General features: G+C 49.3%; 26 protein-coding genes and 1 tRNA gene. 13 read left to right on the forward strand and 14 right to left on the reverse strand.

The window, feature by feature from the left end; genetic code table 11:
• From C6H04_RS05210 to C6H04_RS05265, 12 genes are all read left to right on the forward strand, one after another.
• A partial coding sequence (locus tag C6H04_RS05210; protein ID WP_233711863.1) for an SH3 domain-containing protein occupies positions 1–216 on the forward strand: 216 nt, incomplete at its 5' end.
• Positions 206–1,018 carry a shikimate dehydrogenase gene (locus C6H04_RS05215; RefSeq protein ID WP_104732526.1) on the forward strand — a complete coding sequence of 271 codons (813 nt, stop codon included), beginning with the start codon at positions 206–208 and terminating at the stop codon, positions 1,016–1,018. The genes C6H04_RS05210 and C6H04_RS05215, both read left to right, overlap by 11 nt.
• Positions 1,018–2,007, forward strand: a complete 990-nt coding sequence (gene holA, locus C6H04_RS05220) for a DNA polymerase III subunit delta (protein WP_104732527.1) — start codon at positions 1,018–1,020, stop codon at positions 2,005–2,007. The genes C6H04_RS05215 and holA overlap by 1 nt, the downstream gene beginning before the upstream one ends.
• A 63-nt stretch (positions 2,008–2,070) precedes the next feature.
• Positions 2,071–2,505: a 30S ribosomal protein S6 gene (gene rpsF, locus C6H04_RS05225; RefSeq protein WP_104695287.1), complete on the forward strand. Its 435-nt coding sequence runs from the start codon at positions 2,071–2,073 to the stop codon at positions 2,503–2,505.
• Entirely contained in the window at positions 2,495–2,950 is a 456-nt protein-coding gene (gene ssb / locus C6H04_RS05230; protein ID WP_104695288.1) for a single-stranded DNA-binding protein, read from the forward strand. Before rpsF ends, ssb begins: the two co-directional genes overlap by 11 nt.
• Before the next feature lie 12 nt (positions 2,951–2,962).
• Positions 2,963–3,217, forward strand: coding sequence for a 30S ribosomal protein S18 (rpsR, locus tag C6H04_RS05235; RefSeq protein ID WP_013469516.1), 255 nt, complete (start codon positions 2,963–2,965; stop codon positions 3,215–3,217).
• A 56-nt stretch (positions 3,218–3,273) separates the two neighbouring features.
• On the forward strand, positions 3,274–3,786 hold the full coding sequence (locus C6H04_RS05240; RefSeq protein ID WP_104695289.1) for an LPP20 family lipoprotein: 513 nt from the start codon (positions 3,274–3,276) through the stop codon (positions 3,784–3,786).
• Positions 3,787–4,242, forward strand: coding sequence for a hypothetical protein (locus C6H04_RS05245; RefSeq protein WP_104732528.1), 456 nt, complete (start codon positions 3,787–3,789; stop codon positions 4,240–4,242). It begins immediately after the preceding gene.
• 1 nt (position 4,243) lies between these two features.
• Positions 4,244–4,894 carry a penicillin-binding protein activator LpoB gene (gene lpoB / locus C6H04_RS05250; protein ID WP_104695291.1) on the forward strand — a complete coding sequence of 217 codons (651 nt, stop codon included), beginning with the start codon at positions 4,244–4,246 and terminating at the stop codon, positions 4,892–4,894.
• A gap of 74 nt (positions 4,895–4,968) precedes the next feature.
• Positions 4,969–5,862, forward strand: a complete 894-nt coding sequence (locus C6H04_RS05255) for a nitrilase-related carbon-nitrogen hydrolase (RefSeq protein ID WP_104732529.1) — start codon at positions 4,969–4,971, stop codon at positions 5,860–5,862.
• Positions 5,862–7,154, forward strand: a complete 1,293-nt coding sequence (locus C6H04_RS05260) for a Na+/H+ antiporter family protein (RefSeq protein ID WP_104695293.1) — start codon at positions 5,862–5,864, stop codon at positions 7,152–7,154. The genes C6H04_RS05255 and C6H04_RS05260 overlap by 1 nt, the downstream gene beginning before the upstream one ends.
• A gap of 45 nt (positions 7,155–7,199) precedes the next feature.
• A tRNA-Leu gene (locus tag C6H04_RS05265) sits at positions 7,200–7,284 on the forward strand.
• 5 nt (positions 7,285–7,289) lie between these two features.
• On the opposite strand, the gene C6H04_RS05270 is transcribed toward C6H04_RS05265, so the two are convergent.
• From C6H04_RS05270 to C6H04_RS05320, 11 genes are all read right to left on the reverse strand, one after another.
• Positions 7,290–10,934, reverse strand: coding sequence for a phosphoribosylformylglycinamidine synthase (locus tag C6H04_RS05270; protein ID WP_104732530.1), 3,645 nt, complete (start codon positions 10,932–10,934; stop codon positions 7,290–7,292).
• Positions 10,931–12,160 (reverse strand): phosphoribosylamine--glycine ligase, encoded by a 1,230-nt coding sequence (gene purD, locus C6H04_RS05275; RefSeq protein WP_104732531.1) that lies wholly within the window; start codon positions 12,158–12,160, stop codon positions 10,931–10,933. Before purD ends, C6H04_RS05270 begins: the two co-directional genes overlap by 4 nt.
• 8 nt (positions 12,161–12,168) lie before the next feature.
• Positions 12,169–13,329: a phosphoribosylaminoimidazolecarboxamide formyltransferase gene (locus C6H04_RS05280; RefSeq protein WP_104732532.1), complete on the reverse strand. Its 1,161-nt coding sequence runs from the start codon at positions 13,327–13,329 to the stop codon at positions 12,169–12,171.
• Complete coding sequence (locus C6H04_RS05285) at positions 13,329–14,030, reverse strand: IMP cyclohydrolase (RefSeq protein WP_233711864.1); 702 nt, start codon at positions 14,028–14,030, stop codon at positions 13,329–13,331. Before C6H04_RS05285 ends, C6H04_RS05280 begins: the two co-directional genes overlap by 1 nt.
• Positions 14,024–15,040 carry a phosphoribosylformylglycinamidine cyclo-ligase gene (gene purM / locus C6H04_RS05290; protein ID WP_104732533.1) on the reverse strand — a complete coding sequence of 339 codons (1,017 nt, stop codon included), beginning with the start codon at positions 15,038–15,040 and terminating at the stop codon, positions 14,024–14,026. The genes C6H04_RS05285 and purM overlap by 7 nt, the downstream gene beginning before the upstream one ends.
• Positions 15,041–15,049: 9 nt before the next feature.
• Entirely contained in the window at positions 15,050–16,450 is a 1,401-nt protein-coding gene (purF, locus tag C6H04_RS05295; protein ID WP_104732534.1) for an amidophosphoribosyltransferase, read from the reverse strand.
• 8 nt (positions 16,451–16,458) lie between these two features.
• Positions 16,459–17,175, reverse strand: coding sequence for a phosphoribosylaminoimidazolesuccinocarboxamide synthase (purC, locus tag C6H04_RS05300; RefSeq protein WP_104732535.1), 717 nt, complete (start codon positions 17,173–17,175; stop codon positions 16,459–16,461).
• A complete protein-coding gene (gene purE / locus C6H04_RS05305) occupies positions 17,168–17,674 on the reverse strand; it encodes a 5-(carboxyamino)imidazole ribonucleotide mutase (RefSeq protein ID WP_104695300.1) in 507 nt (168 codons plus the stop codon). Before purE ends, purC begins: the two co-directional genes overlap by 8 nt.
• Before the next feature lie 70 nt (positions 17,675–17,744).
• Positions 17,745–19,046, reverse strand: a complete 1,302-nt coding sequence (gene rimO, locus C6H04_RS05310; protein ID WP_104732536.1) for a 30S ribosomal protein S12 methylthiotransferase RimO — start codon at positions 19,044–19,046, stop codon at positions 17,745–17,747.
• Complete coding sequence (locus C6H04_RS05315; protein ID WP_104732537.1) at positions 19,036–19,503, reverse strand: phosphoribosyltransferase; 468 nt, start codon at positions 19,501–19,503, stop codon at positions 19,036–19,038. Before C6H04_RS05315 ends, rimO begins: the two co-directional genes overlap by 11 nt.
• Positions 19,504–19,511: 8 nt before the next feature.
• A complete protein-coding gene (locus tag C6H04_RS05320) occupies positions 19,512–20,630 on the reverse strand; it encodes a pyridoxal-phosphate-dependent aminotransferase family protein (protein WP_104732538.1) in 1,119 nt (372 codons plus the stop codon).
• Positions 20,631–20,702: 72 nt separating this feature from the next.
• Between C6H04_RS05320 and C6H04_RS05325 the strand changes: the two genes are divergently transcribed.
• Entirely contained in the window at positions 20,703–21,143 is a 441-nt protein-coding gene (locus C6H04_RS05325) for a hypothetical protein (RefSeq protein WP_104695304.1), read from the forward strand.
• 175 nt (positions 21,144–21,318) lie between these two features.
• Here the strand turns inward: C6H04_RS05325 and ffh are convergent, their stop codons facing one another.
• The 3 genes from ffh to C6H04_RS05340 are packed head-to-tail and all read right to left on the reverse strand — an operon-like array spanning position 21,319 to position 25,944.
• Complete coding sequence (ffh, locus tag C6H04_RS05330) at positions 21,319–22,647, reverse strand: signal recognition particle protein (RefSeq protein WP_104732539.1); 1,329 nt, start codon at positions 22,645–22,647, stop codon at positions 21,319–21,321.
• Complete coding sequence (locus C6H04_RS05335) at positions 22,640–25,225, reverse strand: valine--tRNA ligase (RefSeq protein WP_104732540.1); 2,586 nt, start codon at positions 25,223–25,225, stop codon at positions 22,640–22,642. The genes ffh and C6H04_RS05335 overlap by 8 nt, the downstream gene beginning before the upstream one ends.
• A complete protein-coding gene (locus C6H04_RS05340) occupies positions 25,225–25,944 on the reverse strand; it encodes a TerB family tellurite resistance protein (RefSeq protein WP_104732541.1) in 720 nt (239 codons plus the stop codon). The genes C6H04_RS05335 and C6H04_RS05340 overlap by 1 nt, the downstream gene beginning before the upstream one ends.
• Positions 25,945–25,950 lie beyond the last annotated feature (6 nt).

The raw sequence follows: 25,950 nt of genomic DNA on the forward strand, positions 1-25,950 counted from the left end.
CCCCCTGCCCCCTCGCCTGCGAAAGCCCCCGCCACGACCTACTATGTTGCAGTAGATGTACTCAATGTGCGCGCTTTGCCTAGCATTAAAGCTAGAGTAACAGAAAGACTCTTGCGTGGTAGAGAAGTGCATGTGCTAGAGATCAAAAATGGTTGGGGGCGTGTCAAAAAGGGTTGGGTGTATTTGAAATTGATGAGTACCACGCGTGAGGAGTAGAGAGTTTGGGGTCTTTGGCAATCCTATTGCCCACTCCAAATCACCCGCCTTGCACAACAAGGCTTTTATAGATTTCGCGCATGCGCTAGGTTTTAGGGGAGAGTATCGCACGATTTGCCTGCAAGAGGGCGCGCAGCTCAAAGCAGAGTTTATCAAATTGGGTTTAAGCGGGGCCAATATCACTGCGCCTTTTAAAGAGATCGCTTATGACTTGAGCGATGTGACTCGTGGCCAAGCCAAGAAGATCAAGGCTGTCAACACTTGGGTGTTAGAGGGGGAGGATTTGGTGGGCTATAATACAGACATAGAGGGGTTTTATGCGCCCCTTGTCCTGTTGCCAGTTCCTATTAAAAATGCATTGGTGATAGGGGCGGGGGGGAGTGCGCGTGCAGTGGTGCACAGCTTGCGCGCGCATGGGGCGTGCGTGCGTGTTGTCAATCGCAGTGCGCAGAGATTAGAGGCGTTTCAAGCGCAGGGGTTGGCGTGCTTTCTTAGTGCAGAATTAAAACCAGAACCCTACGATTTAGTCGTCAACACCACCAGCGCTGGGATGGATGGGATAAGTTTGCCCCTAGAGAGCGCACTACTCCATGCTTTACTTAATCAGACCAGGATCGCCTACGATCTCATCTACAGCGTTGAAACCCCCTTTTTGCAAATGGCGCAGGATTTGGGCGTGCATACCTTGGATGGGAGGGCGATGCTGATCGCGCAAGCAGCCCTGAGTTTTGGTCACTTTTGCGCGGGGCGCGTGCCCTACCTTGAGATTTTCCATAGTATGCAACAGGTTTCGTTCACTTGATGTACCATGGCGAATTTGTCAAGTACTTGGAGCACACAACTCCTAGGGTTGCACTGCTCTATGGCGAATATGTTTTCTACATTGAACACTATGTCCAAAAGATTTTAGATCGTTATGCACATGCCCAGCAACAACGCTTTTACTTTGGGGATTATGATCTCAAAAGTGTTTTAGAGGCTCTGAGTCAGGATTCCCTCTTTGGGGAGGGGGTTGTGGTGTGCTTGAAGTTGGATAAGAAATTGAATGCCAAAGAGTGTCACGCTTTGGTGGAAGCCATCATAGCACATCCTAGAAATGCGCTTATCATCGGATTTTATCCCGCCAAGAATAAGGGAGAATACCCCCAACACTGCAAGCAATTTGGGGCTCAACTCGTGCATCCCAAACTCAAGGGGCAGATTGCGGAGGTGCGTTTTTTTACTCCCAGCACTTCTGAATTGATCACACTGTTACAGGAGAGAGCGCGCGCGCTGAGGTTGCCAATTGACATGCAGGCCTTGTATTTATTGCTTGAGCTGCACAATAACGACTTAGGTATTATTAATCAGGAACTCCAAAAACTTGCCCTATCTGGTCGCCCTATACATGTGCAGGAGGTTCAACAAGAGGTCTATGGAATGGGTGCTGTTGGCACAGAGCAATTATTAGACTCGCTATTTGAGGGAGGAGTGGGGCGTTTTGCGATCTTTACGCGTCTGCAAGCAGAGGGTGTCGATGAGGTGGAGCTGGTACGTGCGTTGGCGCGTTATTTTTACCAACTATTTCTTTTTGCCAGTTATTTGAAAATCCATGGAAGCATTCGACCCAAGGAGATTTTGGGTTTTAACCCACCCCCAGCACTGGCATCGCAATTGAGCAAGCGCGTTGGACAGCTCAAAGCGACGCGCCCTATTTTTGAGCTTCTCAGAGAATGGCATGTGCAGTGCATGCAGGGCAACGCGCAGGCAGGTTGGCATTTCTTAATTAAAGTGCAAGATTACATTGGTTAGAATGCTCGGCCTGAACCTTGCTCTCTTGCATACGCAGGAGGGCGCAATCCAGAAGGAGATTTCTTGAAACATTACGAGACGATGTTCATCCTCAAACCTACGATGGTAGAAGAAGAGATTAAAAGTAAGCTTGCTTTCTACCAAGAGGTGATCTCAAAGCATGAGGGAGTTATAGAGGCAACTCTTGACATGGGAAGTAGGCAGCTAGCTTACGAGATCAAAAAGCAAAGGCGTGGCTATTACTTTGTCATCTACTTTAAGGCGCGCCCAGAGGTGGTCTTGGAACTGGAAAGATTGTATCGTATCAATGAGGATGTTTTGCGCTTCATCATCTTGAGGTATGAGAATAAGAAAGAGCAGAAAGCTTGGCAGACTTTGGTAGATCGGGCCTTGAAAAAACCCGGCTCAGAAATCAAACGCCCACGCCTCAAAGAACACCAAGACGCACAGCCCTCTAGCACACCTCCCACACCCCCTAGAGAGAGCGATGTACAATAGAGTCACATTGGTAGGGCATCTGACACGCGATGTCGAATTGCGCCATATGCCCAGTGGAAGCGCGGTGGGTAAGGTGGGGATTGCCACTAACCATGTCTTCAAACGACAGGACGGAACCAAGGGGGAGGAGACTTGTTTTGTAGACATCGATCTGTGGGGGCGCACGGCTGAAATCGCTAGCCAATACTTACACAAGGGTTCTAAAGTCCTGATTGAGGGGCGCTTGCGTTTAGAAACTTGGAATGATCAGCATGGCAACAAGAAGAGTAAACACAGCGTTGTGGCCGAGAATTTGGTGATGTTGGATTCCAAACGCGATGCTCAAAGCGGGGGAGGATGGGATCAAGCTGCTCCCTATCAGGCAAAGAGTCTGAGCAACCCTGCACCTAGAAAAGAGCCCCAGAGTGTGCCAGAGATCGATATCAATGATGAAATGCCATTTTAAGAAAGGATGATGATGGAAAAGAAACGCTATTCTAAGCGCTATTGCAAATACACTGAGGCAAAGATCGAGTTCATCGACTACAAGGATTTAGAGCTTCTGCGTTATTCTCTCTCCGAACGCTACAAAATCATGCCTAGGCGTTTGACGGGTAATAGCAAAAAGTGGCAGGAGCGTGTAGAGGTGGCCATCAAGCGCGCGCGCCACATGGCTTTGATTCCCTATGTGGTGGATCGTAAAAAAGTCGTGGAAAATCCTTTCAGGGTTTAGCTCTCTGTGACTTTGTGCGTGTAAATTTAGATTCTACAAAAAATAAGGAGTAAGCGATGGTAGGTAAGTTTAAGTGGGTCTTGGTGGCAGGTAGTTTGGTCGTGGCTTTGGGAATTGTCGGATGCGGCGAGCCTAAGTCTGGGGTGAGCAAGGAGAATAAGGAGTACTACAAGCAGACCAAGAGTGCCCCTGATTGGGTTGCTGGCGATCTCAACAATATCAAAGAAGACAAGGTGAAATATTCTGCTGTTTTCTTAGGACGGGGCGAGGAGGATATTGTGGATGGGGATGTGGACTATGCTACTGATTTAGCGGCAACTAAGGCACGCACGAGTCTAGCGACCAATCTCAAATCTGAGCTCATGAAAGATGTGCAAGAACAAGTCAGTCGAACTGGAAAATCCTTAGATAAAAATAGCAGCCGACAAATCAGTGAAAAGGTCGATCGCGTGCTCACAGCGACCAAGCAGTTTGCAAGATGGGTGGGCAAGGATCGCGTGTGGGTTTTAGTCGGACTGGATAAGGGCATCATCGCTAAAGTTAAGTCTGAGCTAGGTTTGCAAGAATAGATGTACAAAGTAGGGGCCTGGGGGGTTCTGGGCGTTTTACTATGGGGTTGTGGGGGTGCGCCCGGCTGGGTAAACCAGTGCGCCAAGCCAGCCAATATCCAGCAGGATAAGGTTGTTGCTTGTGGGGTAGCGGACATTTTGGATGATGATATCGAAAGTGCCACGAGTCTAGCAGGCACCAAGGCGCGTGATAAACTCGCAGATTTTGTATTGCAGACCCACAAACAGGAAAGTGGCGCAAAGAGGGTGCATGTAGAACTTCAGGGCACGGAATTACGGACAAAATGGGTCGCGCCTGATAAAGTATTCGTCTTGGTAGACATGGATGTCCAGATGAGCAAGCAGGCTCAGATCACGGAAGAGAAACCCGCACCCCAGACTTCCCTGCAGGATAAGGCTGTCCCTGAGAACAAAAAACCAACACAAGCAACACAAAAAAATATAAAAAAGGATTGATATGATTACAGGGGCGCGGAAGGGAAGTTTCAATAAATGTCTTTGGGCGTCGTGTGTGGCCGCGGGCCTGGTACTAGCAGGTTGTGGCGGGAATGTGAGCTATATCTCTAAGCAGGATCAGGAGTCTAAGAAGTACGCCACAGCGGGCCTAGATTACCAAGATATTGAAGATGCGGCTAAAACAGCTGTAGCTTCCATGCTGGCCAGCCCTGATGTGCAAGGTCTTAGCAAACCTCACTATGTCATCGCGGTATCCGATGTGCTGAACGATACCATGCAACATTTTGATACTCAACAGCTCACCCAGCTCGTGCTCCAAACTCTCAGGGAACATGTGCCCAGTAAGTTTTATGTGACTAAAGCGATCGCGGGGAGTGGAGGCAGCGAGGATGCGATGATCAAAAAAGCGCGTCAATTGCGCAATGATGAGGAATTCAATCAAGAGACAACGCAAGAAAAGGGCTCGCTCCAAGCTCCAGACCTCTCCTTGAGCGGTAAGGTGATCCAAAGAAATGCACGGGTGAGTTCCAGCAAACAACGCATTGATTATGTCTTTATTCTATCTTTAACGAGTATTAAAAACGGGCTGGAGGTGTGGAGTCGTGAATTTCCCATCTCTAAACTGGGAAGCAATAAATCGGTATCTTGGTAACCTATGTCTTTCTAGTGGAGCTCTTCTAAATTCACTTTGCAGCGCGTGGACGCGCCATTCAGAGAGGATAAGTCTTGCAGGCACCTTGCATTCATGTCGCTATCTTACAGCACGCCTATCAGGGGGATCGTCTAAGTACTTTAGAGCATACAGCACGCATGCTGGAGTGCTCCAAACAATTGCACCCGTCTTTGGACCTAGTGGTTTTGCCTGAATTGCATCCCTATGCGTATTTTTGCCAACACGAAGATCCCAGCTATTTTGCTCTAGCACAGCACTATCCAGAGGATATCCAGTTTTTAAGCCAACTGGCTCAAAAACACCGTGTTGTGATCGTGGGCTCATTATTTGAAAAGCGCATGGAGGGGGTGTTTTCCAACACAGCCGTTGTGTTTGAAAAAAATGGAGACATTGCAGGGATTCAACGCAAAATGCATATTCCCGATGATCCGCGTTTTTATGAGAAATTCTACTTCACGCCCGGAGATGACTTTGCTCCCATCCAAACGAGTGTAGGAAATTTGGGGGTGTTGGTATGTTGGGATCAATGGTACCCTGAAGCCGCGCGGATCATGGCGCTCAAACGGGCCGATATGCTCATTTATCCCAGTGCGATTGGGTGGTTTAACGATTCAAGCGAGAGTGCGCAGGACAAGGCTTTGCAAAGAGAGGCGTGGCGCGGTGTCCAGCGTGGGCACAGCATTGCCAATGTGATCCCTGTGATCACCTCTAATCGTGTAGGACTGGAGTTGGACCCCTCGGGGCACACACAAGGTCTTCAATTCTTCGGCTCAAGTTTTATTTACGGAGCCTTTGGCAAGGAGTTAGCTCTGGGCGGAGAGGAGGAAGAAATTGTTTACGCATGCCTTGATTTGGAGGAAAGTAGAGCAACGCGTTTGATGTGGCCCTTTTTCAGGGATCGCCGTATTGAAGCCTATGGAGCACTTTTAAAACGGGTGGTGGAGTGATGTTGTGGAGTAACCCAGCTGTAGTTTCTGTGGTGGTGATGGTGGCTTTGAGTTTGGCGCGCTTGAACATTTTGCTCGCCATCATTGCGGCCAGCTTGGTGGCTGGAGTGATGGGAGGATTGGGGATAGTGAAGACAACCCAAGTTATGATTGAAGGCATGCATGGCAATTTGGAAACGGCCTTGAGTTATATCCTCTTGGGCGCGCTGGCCGTCATGATTTCGAGCGGAAATCTCATCAAGGTCGTATTACACAAACTAGTTGGAATCATGGATAAAAAAGCCACTATTGTGTGTTTTCTGGTCGCTTTCATCGCCTGCTTTTCCCAAAATCTCATCCCCGTACACATTGCCTTTATTCCCATTTTGATTCCCCCGCTTTTACATTTGATGAATCGCTTACAGCTAGACAGACGCGCCCTGGCATGTGCCCTAACTTTCGGGTTACAAACACCTTATATGACCATTCCTGCAGGATTTGGGCTTATTTTTCTCAACCTCATCGTGGAAAATCTCAATGCTAATGGCATCTCGACCACTCTCTCCCAGGTCGTAGGAGTGATGTCCATTGCTGGTTTGGCTATGCTAACGGGTCTAGTCGTGGCAGTGTTATTTCTCTATCGAAAACCTCGCATTTACAAGGATAGTCTGGAACTTCAAAGCGAACAAGCTCTCCAGTTGAGTTGGCGTGACTATTTAACTTTGTTGGGGATTGTGCTCGCCTTTGTGGTGCAGTTGAGCACGGGGTCCCTGCCTCTAGGGGCTTTCATTGGTCTAATGGTCATGCTGGCTGGGCGCGTGGTTAAATGGAAAGAAATGGACAAGGTGATTGATGAGGGGGTGAAAATGATGGGGTTTGTGGCCTTTGTCATGCTCGTGGCCGCAGGTTTTGGAGAGGTGTTGCAAAAAACCCATGCCATTGCAGATTTAGTGCAAACAACCAGTAGTCTTGTTTCTAATAAGCTAGAAGGTGCATTGCTCATGCTAGGCATTGGGCTTTTTATCACCATTGGGATTGGCACTTCCTTTGGCACCGTGCCCATCATCGCTGCTTTTTACTGCCCCTTGTGTGTGGCTTTGGGTTTTAGCACTTCTGCGACTATCCTCCTAGTGGGTATTGCAGCCGCACTAGGCGATGCAGGCTCGCCCGCTTCAGATAGCACCATCGGGCCCACCACGGGGCTCAACGCGGATGGACAACACAGCCATATCTATGATACTTGCTTACCTACCTTTTTAGTTTACAATATTCCCCTGATTGTCTTTGGCACGCTCGGGGCGTTGCTACTCTAGTTTCAGGGGTGTTTAAACTTATGGGGGTATAATAGGGGTTTTTGAGCGGAAGTGGCGAAATTGGTAGACGCACCAGACTTAGGATCTGACGCCGCGAGGCGTGGAGGTTCGATTCCTCTCTTCCGCACCACTCCCTTACTCACTAAAATACTTTACAGCTCCTTCAAAAATAGGCATAGAAAAGTCCCCTTTTACATTTTTATACAGCTGTGCACCCACTCGTTCGCTATGCCCCATTTTGCCAAAGATGCGCCCGCAGGGCGAAGTGATCCCCTCAATGCCGCAGAGCGAACCATTGGGGTTAAAGGTTGTGTCTAAACTCACTTGTCCCTCTAAATTGACATATTGCGTGGCGATTTGATCGCGCTGGGCAAGTTCTATGAGAGTTTGTTGTGGGGCAAAAAAACGCCCTTCGCCATGCGAAATGGGCACAGCATAGATCGCCCCTTTTTGCGTGGCACTCAGCCAGGGCGAGGCATTGGAGATCACACGCACATGCACAATTTTACTTTGGTGGCGTAAAATGGCGTTAGGCAAAAGGGTGGGGTGGTGGGGTTTGGAGGGAGTGATGCGCCCAAAGGGGAGCAAACCCAATTTGAGCAAAGCTTGAAACCCATTGCAAATCCCTCCAATGAGTCCATCTCGATTTTCTAAAAATGCATTCAGTACCTCTTGTAACTTCATATTGGAGAAAAAGGCTTTGATCAACTTAGCCGCTCCATCGGGCTCATCAGCCCCGGAGAATCCTCCGGGTAAGAACAAAATCTGGGTATTTTGTAGGGCTTTTTGCATCTGTATAATAGCTTGTGCGCTATGGCGAGGAGTGAGATCGTTGATGACTAACATCTGCACCAACGCCCCCGCCCTCTCAAAAGCCCTTTGCGTGTCGTATTCACAATTCGTGCCCGGAAAAATGGGGATGAGCACGCGGGGCTTGGCGATTTTAACGCGCGCAGGAGGAGGGTTTAGGGGACGCATGGTTTGGGGCAGGGTGCAGGGTGCAGGACCTGAAGCACGCGTGGGGTAGAGGGAATCTAAGGGTTCTCTTTGCAGATCACCAATAGAGATAGTATCTTTGCCCAGTCTAATATGCTCTTGCGCACTGGTGTGTCCTAATTTAAGTCCCTGCTCTAACTCCTGCACACTCTCTAGCACAAAGCCCCCATAACCGGGTGCAAAGAGGGTGTCTAAATGCAAATTCTCCTCTAATTCTACCCCGATGCGATTACCTAAACTCATGTGGATCAACGCTTGGGCCACCCCTTTAGCCCCCAGCGCATAGGCAGAGATCACGCGCTTTTGAGTAATATGCACATGCAAGCTTTCAAACAATGTGTCTAGCTGTGTTGGTAGATCATGCGTGTCTAAAGGAGCTTGAAGGAGATAGATAAAATGCCCGGGGGCTTTGAACTCTGGGCTAATTAAATGGGTGCTCTCTTGGGCACAAAAGGCAAAACTCACAAAGGTGGGGGGCACACTCAAATCCTCAAAACTCCCGCTCATCGAATCCTTGCCCCCAATGCAGGCAATATTAAGGCGTTGTTGGGCTAAGAGCGCGCCTAGTAACACCCCAACGGGTTTGCCCCATTTATGCGCGTCTGCGCCCAAAGACTCAAAATACTCTTGGAAACTCAAATAAATGTCATGGCATTGTGCCCCGCATGCCACTAGTTTACATACACTCTCAATCACGGCCAAGTACCCCCCTTTAATGGGGTCTTGATCACATGTGTAAGGGTCAAATCCAAAAGCCACTAGAGAACAAGTAGAGGTGTCTTCAAAGGGGATTTTATGCGCCATCACTTGGATGGGAGTGGCTTGGTAAATCCCTCCTAAGGGCATGAAAATGCTATTGCCCCCAATGGTGGAGTCAAATTGCTCTATCAAACCCCGTGGAGTGCTCTGATTTAAATCAGTAGCTAAGTGCTTAAAATCTTTTAAAAAATTGTAAGCGCGCTTGGGGGGCTTTGGAAAAGTTGGAATCTGGGCGCGCGCAAAGCGGGATGCGCCGTGGCTGTGGAGTAAAGCCATAGGAATACGCGCCACAAGCTCCTCTTGAAAATACATTTCTAAAGCTTGGCTTGTGGTGATTTGCGCGATGGGCGCACTCAATACCCCCTCACTCTCACAATAGGCTTGAAATGCCTCCAAGTCCTTAGCCTCAATCAGCATAGCCATACGCTCTTGAGATTCACTCAAAGCCAAATCAAAGGGGCTTAAATTCTCGTATTTAGTGGGCATGGCATCCAAATTGATACGCACCCCACTAGGGGCTAGCTCAGGGATGGCTACACTCACCCCCCCCGCTCCAAAATCATTGCAACGCTTGATGAGCTGGCAAAATTTGGGATTGCGCATAAGTCGCTGAAGTTTGCGCTCCTGAAGGGCATCTCCCTTTTGCACTTGCGCGCCGCAAAGCTCTAAGGACTGGGTGTGGTGGGCTTGTGAAGACCCACTAGCCCCCCCCAAGCCATCACGCCCCGTGCGCCCACCCACTAAGACCACTACATCCCCACTCTTAGGCTCTAAAGAGCGCACATGATCTTGGGGCGCACAGCCCACCACCGCACCTAATTCTAAATGCTTGGCCTTGTAGCCGGGGTGATAGACCTCATGCACCAGCCCAGTAGCCACCCCGATTTGATTCCCATAGGCACTAAATCCCTCAGAGGCCCCTAGCGCAATTTTTCTTTGGGGGAGTTTGCCCGCTCTAGTTTGGGCGATGGGTTCAAGCGGGTTGGCGCACCCAGAAATGCGAATCCCCGCATAGACAACCCCGCGCGCAGAGAGGGGGTCGCGAATCGCTCCCCCAATACAAGTAGAGGCCCCCCCGTAAGGTTCGATCTCTGTGGGATGGTTATGGGTTTCGTTCTTAAAAAAGAGGTAGTAGGGTTTTAGGCCCTGAGGGGTGTTGATTGTAATATCCAGCGTGCAGGCATTGTTCTCTGCACCCACTACCCACGCGCGCGCCTGATTTTTAGCCTTAAGCGTTTTAGCCATGATCGTGGAGATATCCATTAAGCTAATGGGCTTGGTGTGGTTGAGTTCCTCGCGCATCGTCATGTATTGGGCTAAAATTTCTTGGGCTAGAGGATTTTGTGTGTTGATCTCTAACTCTGTATGAAAGGTGGTGTGGCGGCAGTGATCGGACCAAAAGGTGTCTAAGATTTTGAGTTCCAAGAAGTTCACAGAGGGGAGGTGTTTGGCAATCAGGTCTAAATCCGCACAAGAGAGGGCTAAATGGTATTTGGCAAGAAAAGCTTCCTTGTTGGAGATAACGCTTAAGTCAAAGATTTCTTGGGGAGGGGGCGAAGGGGTGAGTGTGCGCGCCCTTTTTAAGGGTAGAGCCACCTCGTGGTTTTCTAAGGGGTTGGTAAGATAAGCACGCACGCGTTTGAGCTCTTCTGGTTGGAGTTTTCCATAGAGTTTATAGATCGTGGCGTGCTCGGCTAGGGGAGTGGGGGTACTGGGGTTAAGCATTTGTAAACAGGTCATAGCCGCATGGCTTCTGGGACAAAATTGCCCCTTGAAGGTTTGGATCGCAAAAGACGCATTACAATCCCCCAGCTCCAAATCCTCCAAGAGATCGTCCACTTGGGGTTCGCTAAAGACAATAGTGCGCACACGCTCCAAGTCCTCAGGGGTTATATTATCTACTAAGTAAGCGTTGATAACCACCACGCGCTCTAAATAGGGGAGGTTTAACACCTCGCGCAACTGGGCGCAAAGGTGCTGGGCTACAAAGTCAAACCCCGCTTTTTTTTGCACATAGATAATCATACTTGTCCGATATCTTGGCGATAATAGCCATTTTTAAGAGAAATCTTGGCCATGCGCGCGTAGCTCAACGCACGCGCCTCTTGCAGGCTGGGGGCGGTGCTTGTGATGGAGAGCACGCGTCCGCTGGCATTGCACAGCCCCTCTTGGGTGCGCTTGACCCCTGCAAAGCAAATGTCTAAGTCTTGAGGATAGCCCAACGCATACCCGACCTCAAAATCTTGGGGATAGCCCTGTGAGGCCAGCACCACACAGCAGGCGTGATCGGGGGCAAAGCGCACCTCTTGCGTGGCGAGCTCTTGTTTGGCGCAGGCTTGCATGATCTCTAGTAGATCGCCTTGGAGTAAGGGGAGCAGAGTTTGAGCTTCTGGGTCGCCAAAGCGGCAATTGTATTCCACCACCTTGACCCCAGCAGAAGTGAGCATCAATCCAAAGTAAAGACAGCCTCTAAAATCTAGGTTGTCTGCTTGGATACCCCTAAGAGTGGGGGCAAAAATCCTTTCTTGGCATTCCTGGGCAATTTGAGGGGTAAAATAGGGATTAGGCGCGATACAGCCCATCCCCCCGGTGTTAAGACCCTGATTGCCCTCTAAAGCCCGTTTATAATCCATGGCAGAGAGCATGGGTTTGAGCGTGATTCCATCACAAAAGGCTAATACAGAGGCCTCTTTGCCCTCTAAAAATTCCTCAATGAGCACTTTACTCCCACTCTCCCCAAAAATGCGCTCTTGCATGATCTCTTTTAAACATTGCAACCCTTCTTGCAGATTGTGTACAATGCGCACCCCCTTGCCAAAGGCTAGCCCATCGGCTTTGATCACGAGGGGAAAAGTTTTCTGCGTGCTTAGAAAAGCTGTAGCTTCTTCAAAACACCCAAAGGCATGATAAGGTGCGGTAGGGATGTGATGCCTTGTCATAAATTCTTTGGCAAATATTTTACTGCCCTCTAATTGTGCCCCGCTTTTTCTAGGTCCAAAACACGCAAAACCCGCATCTTCAAGCACATCCACCAAGCCCGCCACTAAGGGGTTATCAGGGGCAACGATGATGAAATCTAGTTTTTCGCGCTTGGCGAAAGCTAAAATACTTTGGGTGTCGCTCACGGGAATATCTAGGCATGGCACGCCCATGCCTGCATTACCCGGCAGAGCAAAGAGTTGGTGCTGAGAGGAGATTTTTTTGATAATGGCGTGTTCGCGCCCTCCTGATCCGATGATGGCAATTTTCATAAGTCCTCCTAGTGGTGAAATAAGCGCAATGAGGTAAAGGCCATCACCATTCCTAAACGATCGCATGCCTCAATCACGCTGGTATCCTGCTTGCTCCCCCCACTTTGGGCGATATAGCGCACCCCACTTTGAGCTGCGCGCTCCAAACTATCGCTAAAGGGGAAGAAGGCATCACTCCCCAAACTCACACCCTCTATGCCCGCTAGATAGTCCGCGCGCTCTTGGGGGCTGAAAGGCGCGATGGGATGTGTTAGACATGATAAATCCGCTTCACTTAGCCCATGGGTTAAATACGCATAAATGAGATTGTCCTTTGTGGGACGACTTAAATCCTCTTTAAAGGGCAGGTTTAAGACTTTGGGATGTGTGCGCAAATGCCAAAGGTCAGCCTTTTCCGCGGCGATCTTAGTGCAGTGGATGCGCGATTGTTGCCCTGCCCCCACCCCGATGGCCTGCCCTCCATAGGCCAAACAAATCGAGTTGGATTGGGTGTATTTGAGGGTGATGAGAGCGAGTAGTAGGTCCTCTTTGGCACTGGGGGGGAGAGTTTGAAGGCGTGTTACAATGTGATCTAAGAGTGCGGGAGTGATTTTGGCGTGGTTGCGTTCTTGCTGCAGCGTGATTCCAAAGACTTCGCGCTTTTCTAAGAGGGGTGGGGAGTAGCTAGGGTCTATTTGGATCACAATATAGCCCCCCTTTTTCTTTTGCTTGAGGAGATTGAGTGCGTCTGCTTCAAAACCCGGGGCGATGATTCCATCAGAAACCTCTTGGGCTAGCAGGCGCGCGCAGCTCAGATCGCAGGGTTGGCTTAGGGCCACAAAATCCCCAAAAGAGCTCAGACGATCCGCCCCTCTTGCGCGTGCGTAGGCCGTGGCGATGGGAGAGGCATTGAGATCAGGGATATTTTCCAAGAAATAGGCCCTTAGGCGCGCATCTTCTAGGGGTTTGGCACAAGCTGCGCTGGTGGGGCTGGCGTGCTTAAAAGAAGTGGCACAAGGTCGGTTGGTGGCTTCTTGGAGCTCCTTAACTAATTGGTAGGCATTGAGCGCATCTAGGAAATTGATGTAGCTGGGCGTGCCATTGAGCACCTGCAAGGGCATAAATTCAGCAGAGAGGCTGGCTTGGGCTTGGTGGGGGTTGGTGCCGTATTTAAGAGGAATGGAGGGCATTAGGCGTCCTTGTTGAAAATGAGGGTTTGGACTTGGTGGGTATGCAGATGCAAGGATTGCACGCAGAGGGCGACTTTATAGGTGGGGTCTAAATGCTGCCAAATTTGTGCACCAAATTCTGACAAATTGGGGGGGATGGCGATCTGCTTGGGCTCGCCACAAAAAGAGGGCAGGGGGGTCGCGTCATGGGCGTAGGTGTGCAGAAAATGTCCGCGCCCGGGCAAACTCTCATAATCATAGAAATAGCGACTGCACACAAGGGTATTTGCGCCTCTGAGGGCTTTAATCAAGCTCATCTGGTAGCTAAAGCTTTGATCTTTGAGCTGGATCAGTGCGCTGATTCGCGGGGTGAAATGGGGAGAATCGGGCTCAAAACTTTGGGTATGCAGGGCCTGATAAAAGCTCTGCCCCTCTCTGAGGGCTTGGGCGATCACTTGGGTTTGACTCCCATTGGTGATGATTACATGGGGGTCTTGGTGGAGAATGGGGGGGTAGAAAATTAAAGAAGTGTCCCCACTGGGGGGGGTTATGAAGGCGATATGGACATTGTGATCTTGCTGTGTGAAAAGGCGGTTTTGACTTTGCGCGCTACGCCCCATTAAAAAATAACCCCAAAAGGCGTAACTGCCACAGGAGGAAGTGCCCACTAAAATTCCGCGTCCAAAGTAGCGCTGGGTATTTAAGATGTGTGCAATTAACATAATTGCACCCCCGTGCCCTCTTGGACTACCCCTAGCAAGTAGGCGCTCTCCCCCTCTGCCTCCAAGAGCGCGATCGCTTCTTGAGTGTATTCTGCACACATTACACACACCATGCCAATGCCCATGTTAAACACCCCAAAGGCCTCTTCTTGGGGTAAATGCGCTTGGGCGCACAAGAAGTCAAAAATGGGTGGAGTGGGGAAACTAGCGTGCGTGATTTTAGCTCCTAACCCTTCAGGCAAGGCGCGTGGGATATTTTCAAAAAAGCCCCCCCCCGTAATGTGAGCGATAGATTTGATAGGAATCTGTTCTAAGAGTTTTAGAAGGGGTTTGACATAGATTTTTGTGGGAGTTAAGAGCATTTGGGCGAGATTTTGCCCCTCAAGGGTGTAAGTGAGGGGGTCAATGTGGCGATCGCTTAAGATTTTACGCACCAGAGAAAAGCCATTGGAGTGCAGCCCGCTAGAGGCCAGTCCTATGATCATATCGCCTGCTTGTATACTCTGGGGTTGGAGAATCTTAGATTCGTCCACTACCCCCACGCAAAAGCCCGCTAGATCGTATTCCTCTGGGGCGTAAAAACCGGGCATCTCTGCGGTTTCTCCCCCCAAGAGTTCACAGCCTGCCAGCACGCAACCCTGCGCGATGCCCTCAACAATGCTCTCTACCTTGCTAGGTTCGTTTTTATCCAAAGCGAGGTAATCTAAAAAAAACAAGGGTTTAGCCCCCACACACAAGACATCATTCACACACATGGCCACACAATCAATCCCGATACTCTCATGGCAATCGAGCATGAAGGCGAATTTGAGTTTTGTGCCCACGCCATCGGCTCCGCTCACCAAGATAGGGCGTTGATAACCCGTGGTATCTAGGGCAAAAAGCCCTCCAAAGCCTCCAATCTGGTTAAAAGCTTGGATTTTTGTGCGCGCGATGTGTTTTTTAATGCGCTCCACAGACTCATAGCCTGCTTGAATATCCACGCCCGCGCTTTTATAAGACGAATACATTGTGTTCCTTTAGATGTGGGTGGGGGCTTTTAGAGGGGTGGAGTGCGCGGGTGTGGGTGTAGGGTAGCCCCCTCCAAAACAAGCCGCACAAAAGCCACTTCCCTCCAGCATGAAAGCAATCCCCTCTAAGGGCAAATAAGCCAACGAATCCAAATTTAAAATCTTGGTGATTTGTTCTAAGTTGTGATTATGGGCGATGAGGTGCTCTTGGGAGTCGACATCTGTACCATAGTAGCAGGGGTTGATAAAGGGGGGGGAAGACACACGCATGTGGATTTCCTTCACTCCCACATCGCGTAAGAGTTTCACAATGCGCCGCGTGGTGTTGCCCCGCACGATGGAGTCGTCGATCAAGACGATGCGCTTACCCCGGATATTGGGGATCACCACATTGAGTTTTAGACGCAGTTTTTCGCTGCGCTCTTGTTGAGGCGCGATGAATGTGCGCGTGATGTAGCGATTTTTAATAAAACCTATGACATAGGGAAGCCCGGACTCTTTAGAATAACCCAAAGCGGCATCGATCCCTGAATCAGGCACGCCTACCACCACATCGGCATTGGCCGGGTGAGTTTTGGCTAGGTATTGCCCTGCGCGCACGCGCGCCAAATGCACGCTCTTGCCCTCTAACATGGAATCTGCGCGGGCGAAGTAGATGTATTCAAAGGAGCAGATTTTACGCGACTTAAGGGGGGTAGCAATGCTCTCAATCCCCTGCGTGCTAAAGGTTACAATTTCCCCTGGAGCAACCTCGCGCGTGAAACTAGCTCCCAGTGCGTCTAAAGCGCAACTCTCAGAAGCCACAATGTCCACTCCCTGATCGTTTCTGCCAAAACACAGGGGACGAAATCCCAAAGGATCGCGCACGGCGATCAACTTGTTAGGAGACATCACCACCAAGCAATATGCCCCCTGCAGCACCTTCATGCAGCTTTGGATTGCTTCCTCTAGGGTGGCACTCTTTAAGCGGTGCTGGGCGATGAGGTAGAGAATCACCTCTGTATCGCTAGAGGTATGAAAAATACAGCCCTGCAATTCTAATTCACGGCGCAATTCCACAGCATTCACCAAGTTCCCATTGTGGGCAATGGCCAGGGGTTCTTTGATGTGTTGGATGAGTAGGGGTTGGGTGTTGGTGCGGCTATTCTCCCCAGTGGTGCAATAGCGCACATGCCCAATACACACCTCTCCATCCCCCAGTCTTTGCAAGGTGGTTTGATCAAAGACTTCATTGACCAGCCCCGTATTTTTATGGTAGCTAAAATGCCCCCCATGGCAGAGGGCAATCCCACAGCCCTCTTGACCTCTATGCTGCAAAGCACATAGGGCACTATAGGCTAGCGGTGCTAGAGAGCAGGTTTGCGTAGAGAAAGCTCCAAAAACCCCACATTCTTCCTTGAGCTTGTGCATCGCAATCCTTATGCGTGGGAAATCTTTTCTAAAATAATTTCGTAGGCTTGGCACACATCGCCTAAATCCTCTCTAAAGCGATCTTTGTCGAGCTTTTGGCGCGTCTGTGCGTCCCAAAACCGGCAGGTATCTGGAGAAATCTCATCGCCCAGTACAACCTGCCCCTGCACATCTTTGCCAAACTCTAATTTGAAATCCACCAAGATGATCCCCCTATCTTCTAGGTAGGCTTGCAGGAGGGTGTTGGTACGCAAAGCCAGCGCGCGCAGGGTCTGCAGTTCGCTAGGACTGGCAAGTTTTAAAGCCAAGGCGTGATCCTCATTGATCAGCGGATCGCCCAGCGCATCGTTTTTATAACAAAATTCTAGCACGGGGGCCTCAAAGGGCGATCCCTCTTGCAACCCTAGGCGTTTAGCCATAGAGCCGGCTGCCAAATTGCGCACAATCACTTCTAAAGCAAACATGGTCAGCCTTTTGACAAGGGCACGCGCAGGAGTGAGTTCACGCACAAGATGGGTGGCTACACCCTGGGTTTGTAGATATTGCATCAAATAATTACTGATGCGGTTATTCAGCGTGCCCTTGCCTTGCAAGGTGGCTTTTTTAACCCCATTGAAAGCGGTGGCATCGTCCTTATACTCTACGATGTAGTGTTCAGGGTTGGTCGTGGTGTAAACCTTTTTAGCCTTACCTTCGTAGAGTAAGTGGCATGGGGTTTCAAGCATGGGATTCCTTGTGAAATTGGGATGAAAGGGCGCGATCGTCTTGAAGAATTTTGGCTTCATTATCATGGCGGGCTTGTTGCAATTTCTTTGCCAATATGGGCTCATGGAGAGCTAGAATCTCCAAAGCGAGCAAGATCGCATTTTGCGCGGCGTTGATCCCCACACAGGCTACCGGGACCCCGCTAGGCATTTGCACGCTGGAGAGCAGAGAATCCAGCCCGCCTAAGTCCTGAGTGAGAATGGGCAGAGCAATCACGGGTAAAATGCTCAAAGAAGCGACCACCCCGGCTAAGTGCGCGGATTTGCCCGCGGCTGCGATGAAGACCCCCACATCATTTTGGGGAGCTTGCAGGACAAACTCGTGCAAGGCGTGGGGAGTGCGGTGGGCAGAGAGTATGTGGACTTCAAAGGGGACTTGAAACTCTTTTAGAAGCGTGATTCCGGGTTGCAGGATAGCTAGATCACTCTTGCTACCCATGAGCAGGGCAATTTTTTTCATCAAAAACCTTTAGCTTGTGTCTTAGGCGTCATTGTAACAAATCTGTGGGCAAATTTGGCTAGCCAGTGCCTCACGCAATGATTTTTCCCACTAATACACCCTCTTGGTAGGTATGGCAGATAGCGCGGTAGTGCCCGGGTTGCACATTGTCTAACTCGCTTTCATTGATGAGAATCTCCCCATCAATCTCTAAGCCCCAGCGTTTGTCGCGCGCCTTTAAAAAGAGCCCATCCTCACTCAAACCCTCTACAATCACTTCAATAGGCTGATGCAAGAGCCTTTGCATGGAATCTTGAACCTGTTGTTGCACACAAGCGTTAATGGTATCTAGGCGTTGGTTAACCACGTTCTCAGGCAAAGCGGGCATGCTATAAGCGCGGGTGTTTTCCTCAGGACTGAAGGCAAAGAGATTAATGCGATCAAAACTAAAGCCCTTTAAAAACTCTTGTAAGATTGCAATATCTTCCTCACTCTCCCCGGGATGTCCCAATAGCAAAGTGGTGCGTAAAAAACTCTCAGGCACGCTCTTCATGTGCTCTAGTAGCTTAAGATGTGCTTGGGTGTTGGAGTTACGGCGCATAGTTTTAAGCATAGCATTAGAGATATGCTGGATGGGCATGTCAAAGTAATTCATAAAAATGGGAGAATGCGCGATCGTATCGATGAGCTCTAGGGTTGTGGTGCTAGGGTAGAGATAGAAAATGCGCGCGCTCTCTAGGATTTGTTGGGCATCAATAGCTTTAATGAGCTCAATTAGCCCATTTTTTACGCCCTGATCGCGTAGATAGGAGCTCGAATCCTGAGCGATGAAACTAATATCGCTAAAACCCTGTTTGGCCAGATTTTCCACTTCCTCTAAGATTTGAGCGATTCCCTTGCTTTGCAAGCGTCCCTTAAAACTAGGGATCGCACAAAAACTACACTGCTGGTTACACCCCTCTGAGAGTTTGACATAGGCATGCACCTTAGAACCCGTGATGGTGCGCGCGTTGTGTGCACCCGCTAAAAACACGCCCGTAGAAAACGCGCTCTGTTTGGCCTTAATGAGCTCATCGATGCGATCGTAATCCCCCACACCGGTAAAAATATCGATCTCAGGCAATTCGGCTTGCAATTCTTCTTTATAGCGTTGGCTCAAACACCCACTAGCTACCACCAACGCCCCCTCTTTACGCGCCTTAATAGCTTCTAACAAAACTTGCACGCTCTCCTGTTTAGCAGAGGCGATAAACCCGCAGGTGTTGACAATGATCACATCAGCCTGCGCGCACTCTTGGGTGAGCTCATAATGGGCGAGTTTGCCTAGCATCACCTCGCTATCCACTAAGTTTTTAGAACAACCCAGAGATACTAGATAGAGTTTAGGGCGCAAGAGAACCTCCTTGCAAATCTACTTCCCAGAAAAAATCAATCCAGCACTTCGCCTCTTTGCGCACAAAGTCCGCCTGATAGCGCGCGCTTTTTTGAGCAAAGAGGACTGCGCTTTTAAAACAGACATGTGGGTATTGCTTTTGCAAAATGTCCATCACTCCTAGAAAGCTTTTCCCACTATCTACGATCTCATCCACCACTAGCACGCATTGGTGTTGTGCGGGCAAAGTGGGCACATTGCTAATCTCTAGGGTGCCTTGGGTGCGCTCACGGTTATAAGAGCTTGCATTAATTGCATAAACTTCTTTAATGTCCCAATACAGCCCCAAAAAGTGCGCTAAGGTCATCCCCCCTCTTAAAATGGCAATGATAGCCTGAGGTTTGAAGTCCTGTTCTATTTGTTTGGCTAAAGCTAGGGCATCTTGTCTAAAATCTGCATAGCTATAGTATTGACGCACGCACTCTCCTAGTAATAAGCTTGCATAAACGCACGCACCGCTTCGCCCTCAAAACGCGCTCTTAAGCCCAAATCTACTAGGCTTTGTTCTAGCGCGTTGAGCACCCATGCAAGCGTGTACACCTCTATAATTCCCATGTGATTGATGCGTATCAGCAAGTCTTTAAGATGATCCTGTCCTCCAGCGACCACCACGCCATAGTTTTTAAGGCGTTTTCTAATCTCTAGGGCGCGCTCGTGGTAGATCGTGCTCATGCTAAGGGCGGGGGTTTTGGGGTAAATTTGCAAACCTAGGGCCTTGATCGCATGTTCACTAGCTAGCGCGCGCTGGGCTGTGTTCTCAAAGAGGGCTTGTAACCCTCCAAACTCTGCAACACATGCAAAATAGGTTTGTAGTGCCATCACATGCGAAATGCCCGCCGTGAAAGCAGTGGTATTGTGTTGCTGTTTTTGTAATTCTAAAGCGAGATTAAAATAATACCCATGGGGGCGTAATTGAGAAAGTGCGTATGCGCTCAAACCTACAAAGCTCAAACCCACGGGCAACATAAACGCCTTTTGACTCCCCCCAATGAGCACATCGACATGCTCAACCTTGAGAGGTTCTACGCCTAGTGCCGTGATCGCATCTACAATCACCAAGAAGTTAGGATTGTGCGTCTTGAGAGCCGCGCTAATCCCTTCAAAGTCCAAGCGCAAACCCCCTGAAGACTCGCATACCTGCAGAGCGATCGCCTCTAAGCTAGGGTGCTCTTGCACACAAGCTAGCACTTCTGACGCACTAATAGGGGTGTCCCAAGAGTTTTTGATCTCCAAATAGTTAATGTGGTGGGCTTTGGCGATCTGGGTAAAGCGCTCCCCAAACTTGCCATTATTGAGCACCAAGAGTTTGGGCTCTTGGGTATGAGAACTCACAAAGGTGCACAAACTCGCCTCCATTGCCCCCGTGCCACTGCTCACTAAAATTACCACCTCCTGCATGCCCATCATCTCTTTGAGCTGGACACGCACCTGTGCAAAGGCTTGTTCAAACTCCGGGGTGCGATGGTGGGGAGCGGGTAGGCTCAAAGTGCGTGCGATCTGAGGGGCGATGGGAGTGGGACCGGGGGTGAAAAGTAGGGGCTGCAAGATGACCTCTTCTTTAAAAAATAACTCGGATTATACTACAAAAGGCTATAATGCCCTTTAAAAAGGCTTTGTATGCGCACCCTTCTTGCCCTGCTAACGCTGTTACCCCTATGTGCTGAACCTTCAATTCAAGACATCCAAGATGCCATCCATAGGATGGCAGTCCATCAGGCCGATACACACCGCAACATCGGTATCTTAAATGACAAGCTGAGTAATCTCGTTTTAGACATCCGTGCACACCGCATCAACTTGGATGAAGCCACTAGCACGCACGTGATCGAAATCTTTAAAGAAAATGCCGTGCTTTTCGTCGTGCTACAAGACTACTATGCACGCGAAAACCCTCTATTTGACTATTTGAAAGGCATTCTACAAGGTTATAAGGGAATTGCCAAAGAAATGTCCTCCAACGCGCCTTTGCAGAAATTTATGCCTCTAATGCATGAAATCATCTCTCAACTCCAAACCATGGTGGTTTTGGAAAAACACATAGATACCCTGATAGATTAAGCCTTACCAGCATGGCTGTGCTAATATTTGTGTTGCAATCAAGGGGTAATACCCTTGGGGTTGGGGCATCAACCTTTGGAATAGGGAACGTAAGACTCCAAACGGAGCTGTCCTGCCTGAAGCCGCGATCTCCACTAAAGCTAGAATCCCCTAACTTTAGTTATGGGAGAGTATGTCAATTGTGCTTCTGTTGCTGCAACATCTGTAACAGATTAGACACTCCGCCCTTAGCACTGAGTTTTTTAGCCAGTTGGGCAGCCTGATCAAAACGCTTTAAAATGCGATTGATTTCAGCTACTTCCAAGCCCGCCCCTAAAGCAATACGCTTTTTGCGGCTTCCATTGAGCAAGCTAGGATCTTCACGCTCTTTGGCAGTCATGGAAGAGAGCATCGCCTTGATCTTTTTAATCTCAGTAGAGTTTTCTAAATCCGTGCCTTTAAGCGCGCTGGCTACATTGTTTAGCCCGGGGATCATCGATACCAGTGCACTTAAAGAGCCTAATTTTTTGAGCTTTTCAATCTGGGTGACAAAGTCATTTAGGGTAAACTGCCCCTTTTTGAGCTTTTTAGATAAATCTTTGGCCTCTTTAGGGTCTAGCACACTGGCGGTTTTTTCTGCCAGCGTGATGATGTCCCCTGCGCCCATCAATCTGTTGGCGATGCGCTCAGGCACAAAGAGGTCTAAATCGGGAATTTTCTCCCCATGCCCGATGAAGCGCAGGGGGAGTTTGAGCTGGTAGGCGATCCCTAGTGCCACCCCACCCTTACTATCGCTATCAAATTTGCTTAAAATCACCCCGCTAATGCCTATTTGTTCATGAAAGGTGCTTGCAGACCGCACTCCATCTTGTCCACTGAGCGCGTCCGCGACATAAAAGACTTCATGGGGGTTTAGCAAATCCTTTAAGGCTTTAAGTTCCTCCATCAGGGGTTTATCAATGGCCAAACGCCCTGCGCTATCTACAATCATCACATCAAATTGCCCCTCTAGTGCGCGCGCTAGTGCTCCCTTAGCAATTTCAAGCACTCCTCCCTCTTGGTGAAACACCTCCACCTCCACCTGCGCGCCCAAGACTTGTAATTGCTCCACGGCGGCCAAGCGTTCCAAGTCGCAGGCCACTAATAAGACCTTTTTTTGACGGGTTTTGAGATAGTGGGCGAGTTTGCCACATGTGGTGGTTTTACCCCCTCCTTGCAACCCACACATCAGCACAATCGTGGGGGGTTTAGAAGCGTAGACAAACCCGCTCGCACCCCCGGGCACACTTAAGATTTCTAGCAAACTCTCTTGCAAGGAATCTAAAAACTGCTGTTTGCCAACACCCTTAGCCAAGGTTTTGTCTTTGATTTGGGTGATGAGTTCTTTAACTACCTTGTGGTGCACATCATTGCGCAAGAGCGATTTTTTCAGCGCGTCTAGGGCTTTTTCTAGGGCTTGTTGGTCGTCTTGAAAACGGATCTTATTCAGGGCATTTTTAAACGATTCGCTTAAAGCTTCAAACATGAGTTTCCTTTGCACTCTCTAAGAGTGTGAGTTCAGCTGTGATTTGGCTTTTCTTTTGCGCGATTTCTTGCGCACGCGCGCGTAAATTTTCTAGTAAAGCTTTGGGGGCTTTGGCCAAAAACTGCGGGTTATCTAAATTGAGTTTGGCCTTTTCTTTTTCCAACTTAACAAGTTGGGCTTGTAAGCGCGCTTCTAGTGCGCTCACATCAACCCCCTCTAAACTCACATGCACGCTCACCCATTCCCCCACATCACTTAGAGCCCCTTGGGGCTTGCTGGCCACCACTTCCAAGTGGGCGATTTTGGTGAGTTTGCTAATAAAACTTAGGGTCTGCGAATCTAAGCTTAAGGAGCTTTGGAGGTAGCCCTTAGGTAATGCTCCTATGCCTAGCAAGACTTTTAAGCGCCTAAAGGCGGTGCAGGCTTCCTTAATTCCCTCAAAGGTTTTTTCTAATTCCAGATCACGCGCTGTCTTTGCGGGATAGGTAGCCAGCATGAGTGAGGGCGCATTTTCTAAAGAAGTGCCCTCGAGATGGTGGTAGAGGTATTCGCTCACAAAGGGCATGAAGGGGTGCAAGAGTTTGAGTGCGTCTTTAAAGACCTCAATGAGCGCGTGGATGGTCGCACTCTGTTTATCGGCCTTGAGAAATTCTAAGATCCAATCGCAAAATTCGCCCCATAAGAAGCGATAGAGCAGGCGCGCAGCATCGTTAAAGCGGTAGCTATCTAGGGCTTGGCGCACCTCTTTAGTGGTGGCATGCAACCTAGAGCGCGCATAAGCCCCTAGCACACTTTTCCCCTCTTGTGTACCACATTCTTGGGCGTATTTAGAAAGTAAAAGGGTAGCGTTGTAGAGTTTATGGGTGAAGTGGCGCGCTTGCTCAATGCTCTCTTTTGAGAGAAGCAGATCACGCCCCTGCACGCTCAACATCGCTAGAGCAAAGCGCAGACTATCCACCCCCTCCGTGGCGATGATCTCTAGGGGGTCAAGCACATTCCCCTTAGATTTGCTCATCTTTTCGCCCTTTTCATCGCGCACTAGAGCGTGCAGATAGATGTCCTTAAAGGGTAATTGGCCTAGCAAACTCTCTCCCGCTAAGAGCATGCGCGCCACCCAAAAAAACAAAATGTCAAACCCGGTAACCAGCACGCTATTAGGGTAAAAATCCTCTAAATCATGGGCGCTAAATTCTGGCGCATTTTCTTGCCCCCAACCTAGAGTGCTAAAGGGCCATAAGGCCGAGCTAAACCAAGTGTCTAGTACATCGGGGTCTTGGATTAAGTGCAAATCGCCGCATTTAGGGCAACAAGTGGGATCGTCGATGCTGACAAATTGGTGGTTATTGGCGCAAGTAAAGACAGGGATGCGATGCCCCCACCAGAGTTGGCGGCTAATGCACCAATCGCGCAAGTTTTCCATCCACGCATTGTAATTATTGCGCCAAGTAGAAGGGAAAAACTGCGCCAAGCCCTCCCTGACTTTGGCAATCGCGCCCTGAGCAACCTCTTTTTTTACAAACCATTGTTTGGAGATATAGGGCTCGATGGTGTTATTACAGCGGTAACACTTGCCCACCTGATGGGTGTGGGGCTCGATCTTTTCTATAAAGCCTTGCTCTTGCAGAGTCTGCACAATGCGTGGGCGCGCCTCTAGGCGCTCTTGTCCGGCAAATTCTAGCGCATGGGCGTTCAAAATGCCCTGCGTATCAAAGATCACTAAAGGCTCTAAATGGTGGCGTTTGCCCACTTCATAGTCATTGGGATCGTGCGCGGGGGTAACCTTAACACAACCGCTTCCAAAATTGGGATCAACATACTCGTCGGCGATAATGGGGATTGCACGCCCACTTAAAGGCAATATCGCTCTTTGTCCAATGAGGTGTTGGTAGCGTGAATCCTGCGGGTGCACCATCAAAGCGACATCTCCAAAAAAGGTCTCTGGGCGCGTGGTGGCCACCACCACCGCTCCACCCTGTTCTAGGGGATAGCGCAAATGGTAGAGCTTGCCATCCTCTTGGGCGTATTCCACCTCAATATCAGCTAGCGCACCATCTTTAGTGCACCAGTTGACCATGTAAAAATCCTGCACAATCAGATCGCGCTCATACCATTCTTTAAATGCCGCACGCACGGCCCTTTGCAAGCCTACATCCATCGTAAAACGTAATCTACTCCATGCGCAGCTCAACCCCAGCTCTTGCATTTGCTCTACAATTTGGTGCATGCAGGTTTGTTTCCACTCCCAAACTTTTTGCACAAACGCTTCGCGTCCAATTTGTTCTTTGCGCACACCTTGGGCTAAAAGCTCTCTTTCTACGACATTTTGGGTCGCGATCCCAGCGTGATCGAGACCGGGTTGGTAAAGCACGCGATACCCGTCCATGCGCTTATAACGGGCTAAAATATCCTGCAAACTCAAGGTTAAAGCGTGTCCGATATGCAAACGCCCCGTGATATTGGGCGGAGGCATCATGAGTGCAAAAGGTCGCCCTTGCGCGCCCACTTCAAAATAACCCCGCTCCTTGCAAATTTGGTAATAACGCTTTTCTAAACTCAGATCAAAGGGGGGGAAATCCATTAGCGTCCTTGTTGGTAAATCTCTTGGAGTTGCCACAGCACGCTTAAGCGATCGGGCAGATAACTTTTATGCCAGCTTTTAGCATCCATGAAATTGAGATAGTGCAATGCCACTTGTGCTTCAAAGGCGCAAAAGTCTGGCATTTTGGCTAAGACCACCTTGTAAGGCTTGTTGTGCGCTAAAGATTCAAAATCCTCATAGAGTGCATTAAAATCGCTATTTTCTAGGCGCAAAAACGCCCCCACATCGAGCAAAACTTCTTTACTCTGTTCTTGCAAAGAGCCTTGCGCGTAGGCGAGCACAAAGAGAAATTCGACGAGTTTGAGGCGCTTTTTGTATTCTCCATGCGCGACTTCTAAGAATTGCGCGCATAACTCCTCTAAATCAGGCTTGTCTGTGGTCTTGTAAAGCTCTTGCAATTGTTCCAAAGCAACCCCACTATTTTGGCTTAAATCGGTTAAAAATAAAGTGATTAAGGCTTGCTTGAGGAGACTATCAGGCATAGAATCCAAGGCACGCCCTAATAAGAGCGCGACCACTCCAAGCTCGCTCTCTCTTAAACTCTGTTCGGGGCTAGGAAGAGGATAGACATCTAAGGTTTCTACAGGTTCAGAATTGGGCGTGGGCGCGTGCAAGGGGTTTTTGAGATATTCTTGCAAGGTGTAGTATAAATAAAGTAAAACTACGGCCACTGCCACTACTAAAATCACTTCTATCATCGTTTC

The sequence above is a fragment of the Helicobacter salomonis genome, assembly GCF_900197775.1.
GTDB lineage: Bacteria > Campylobacterota > Campylobacteria > Campylobacterales > Helicobacteraceae > Helicobacter > Helicobacter salomonis.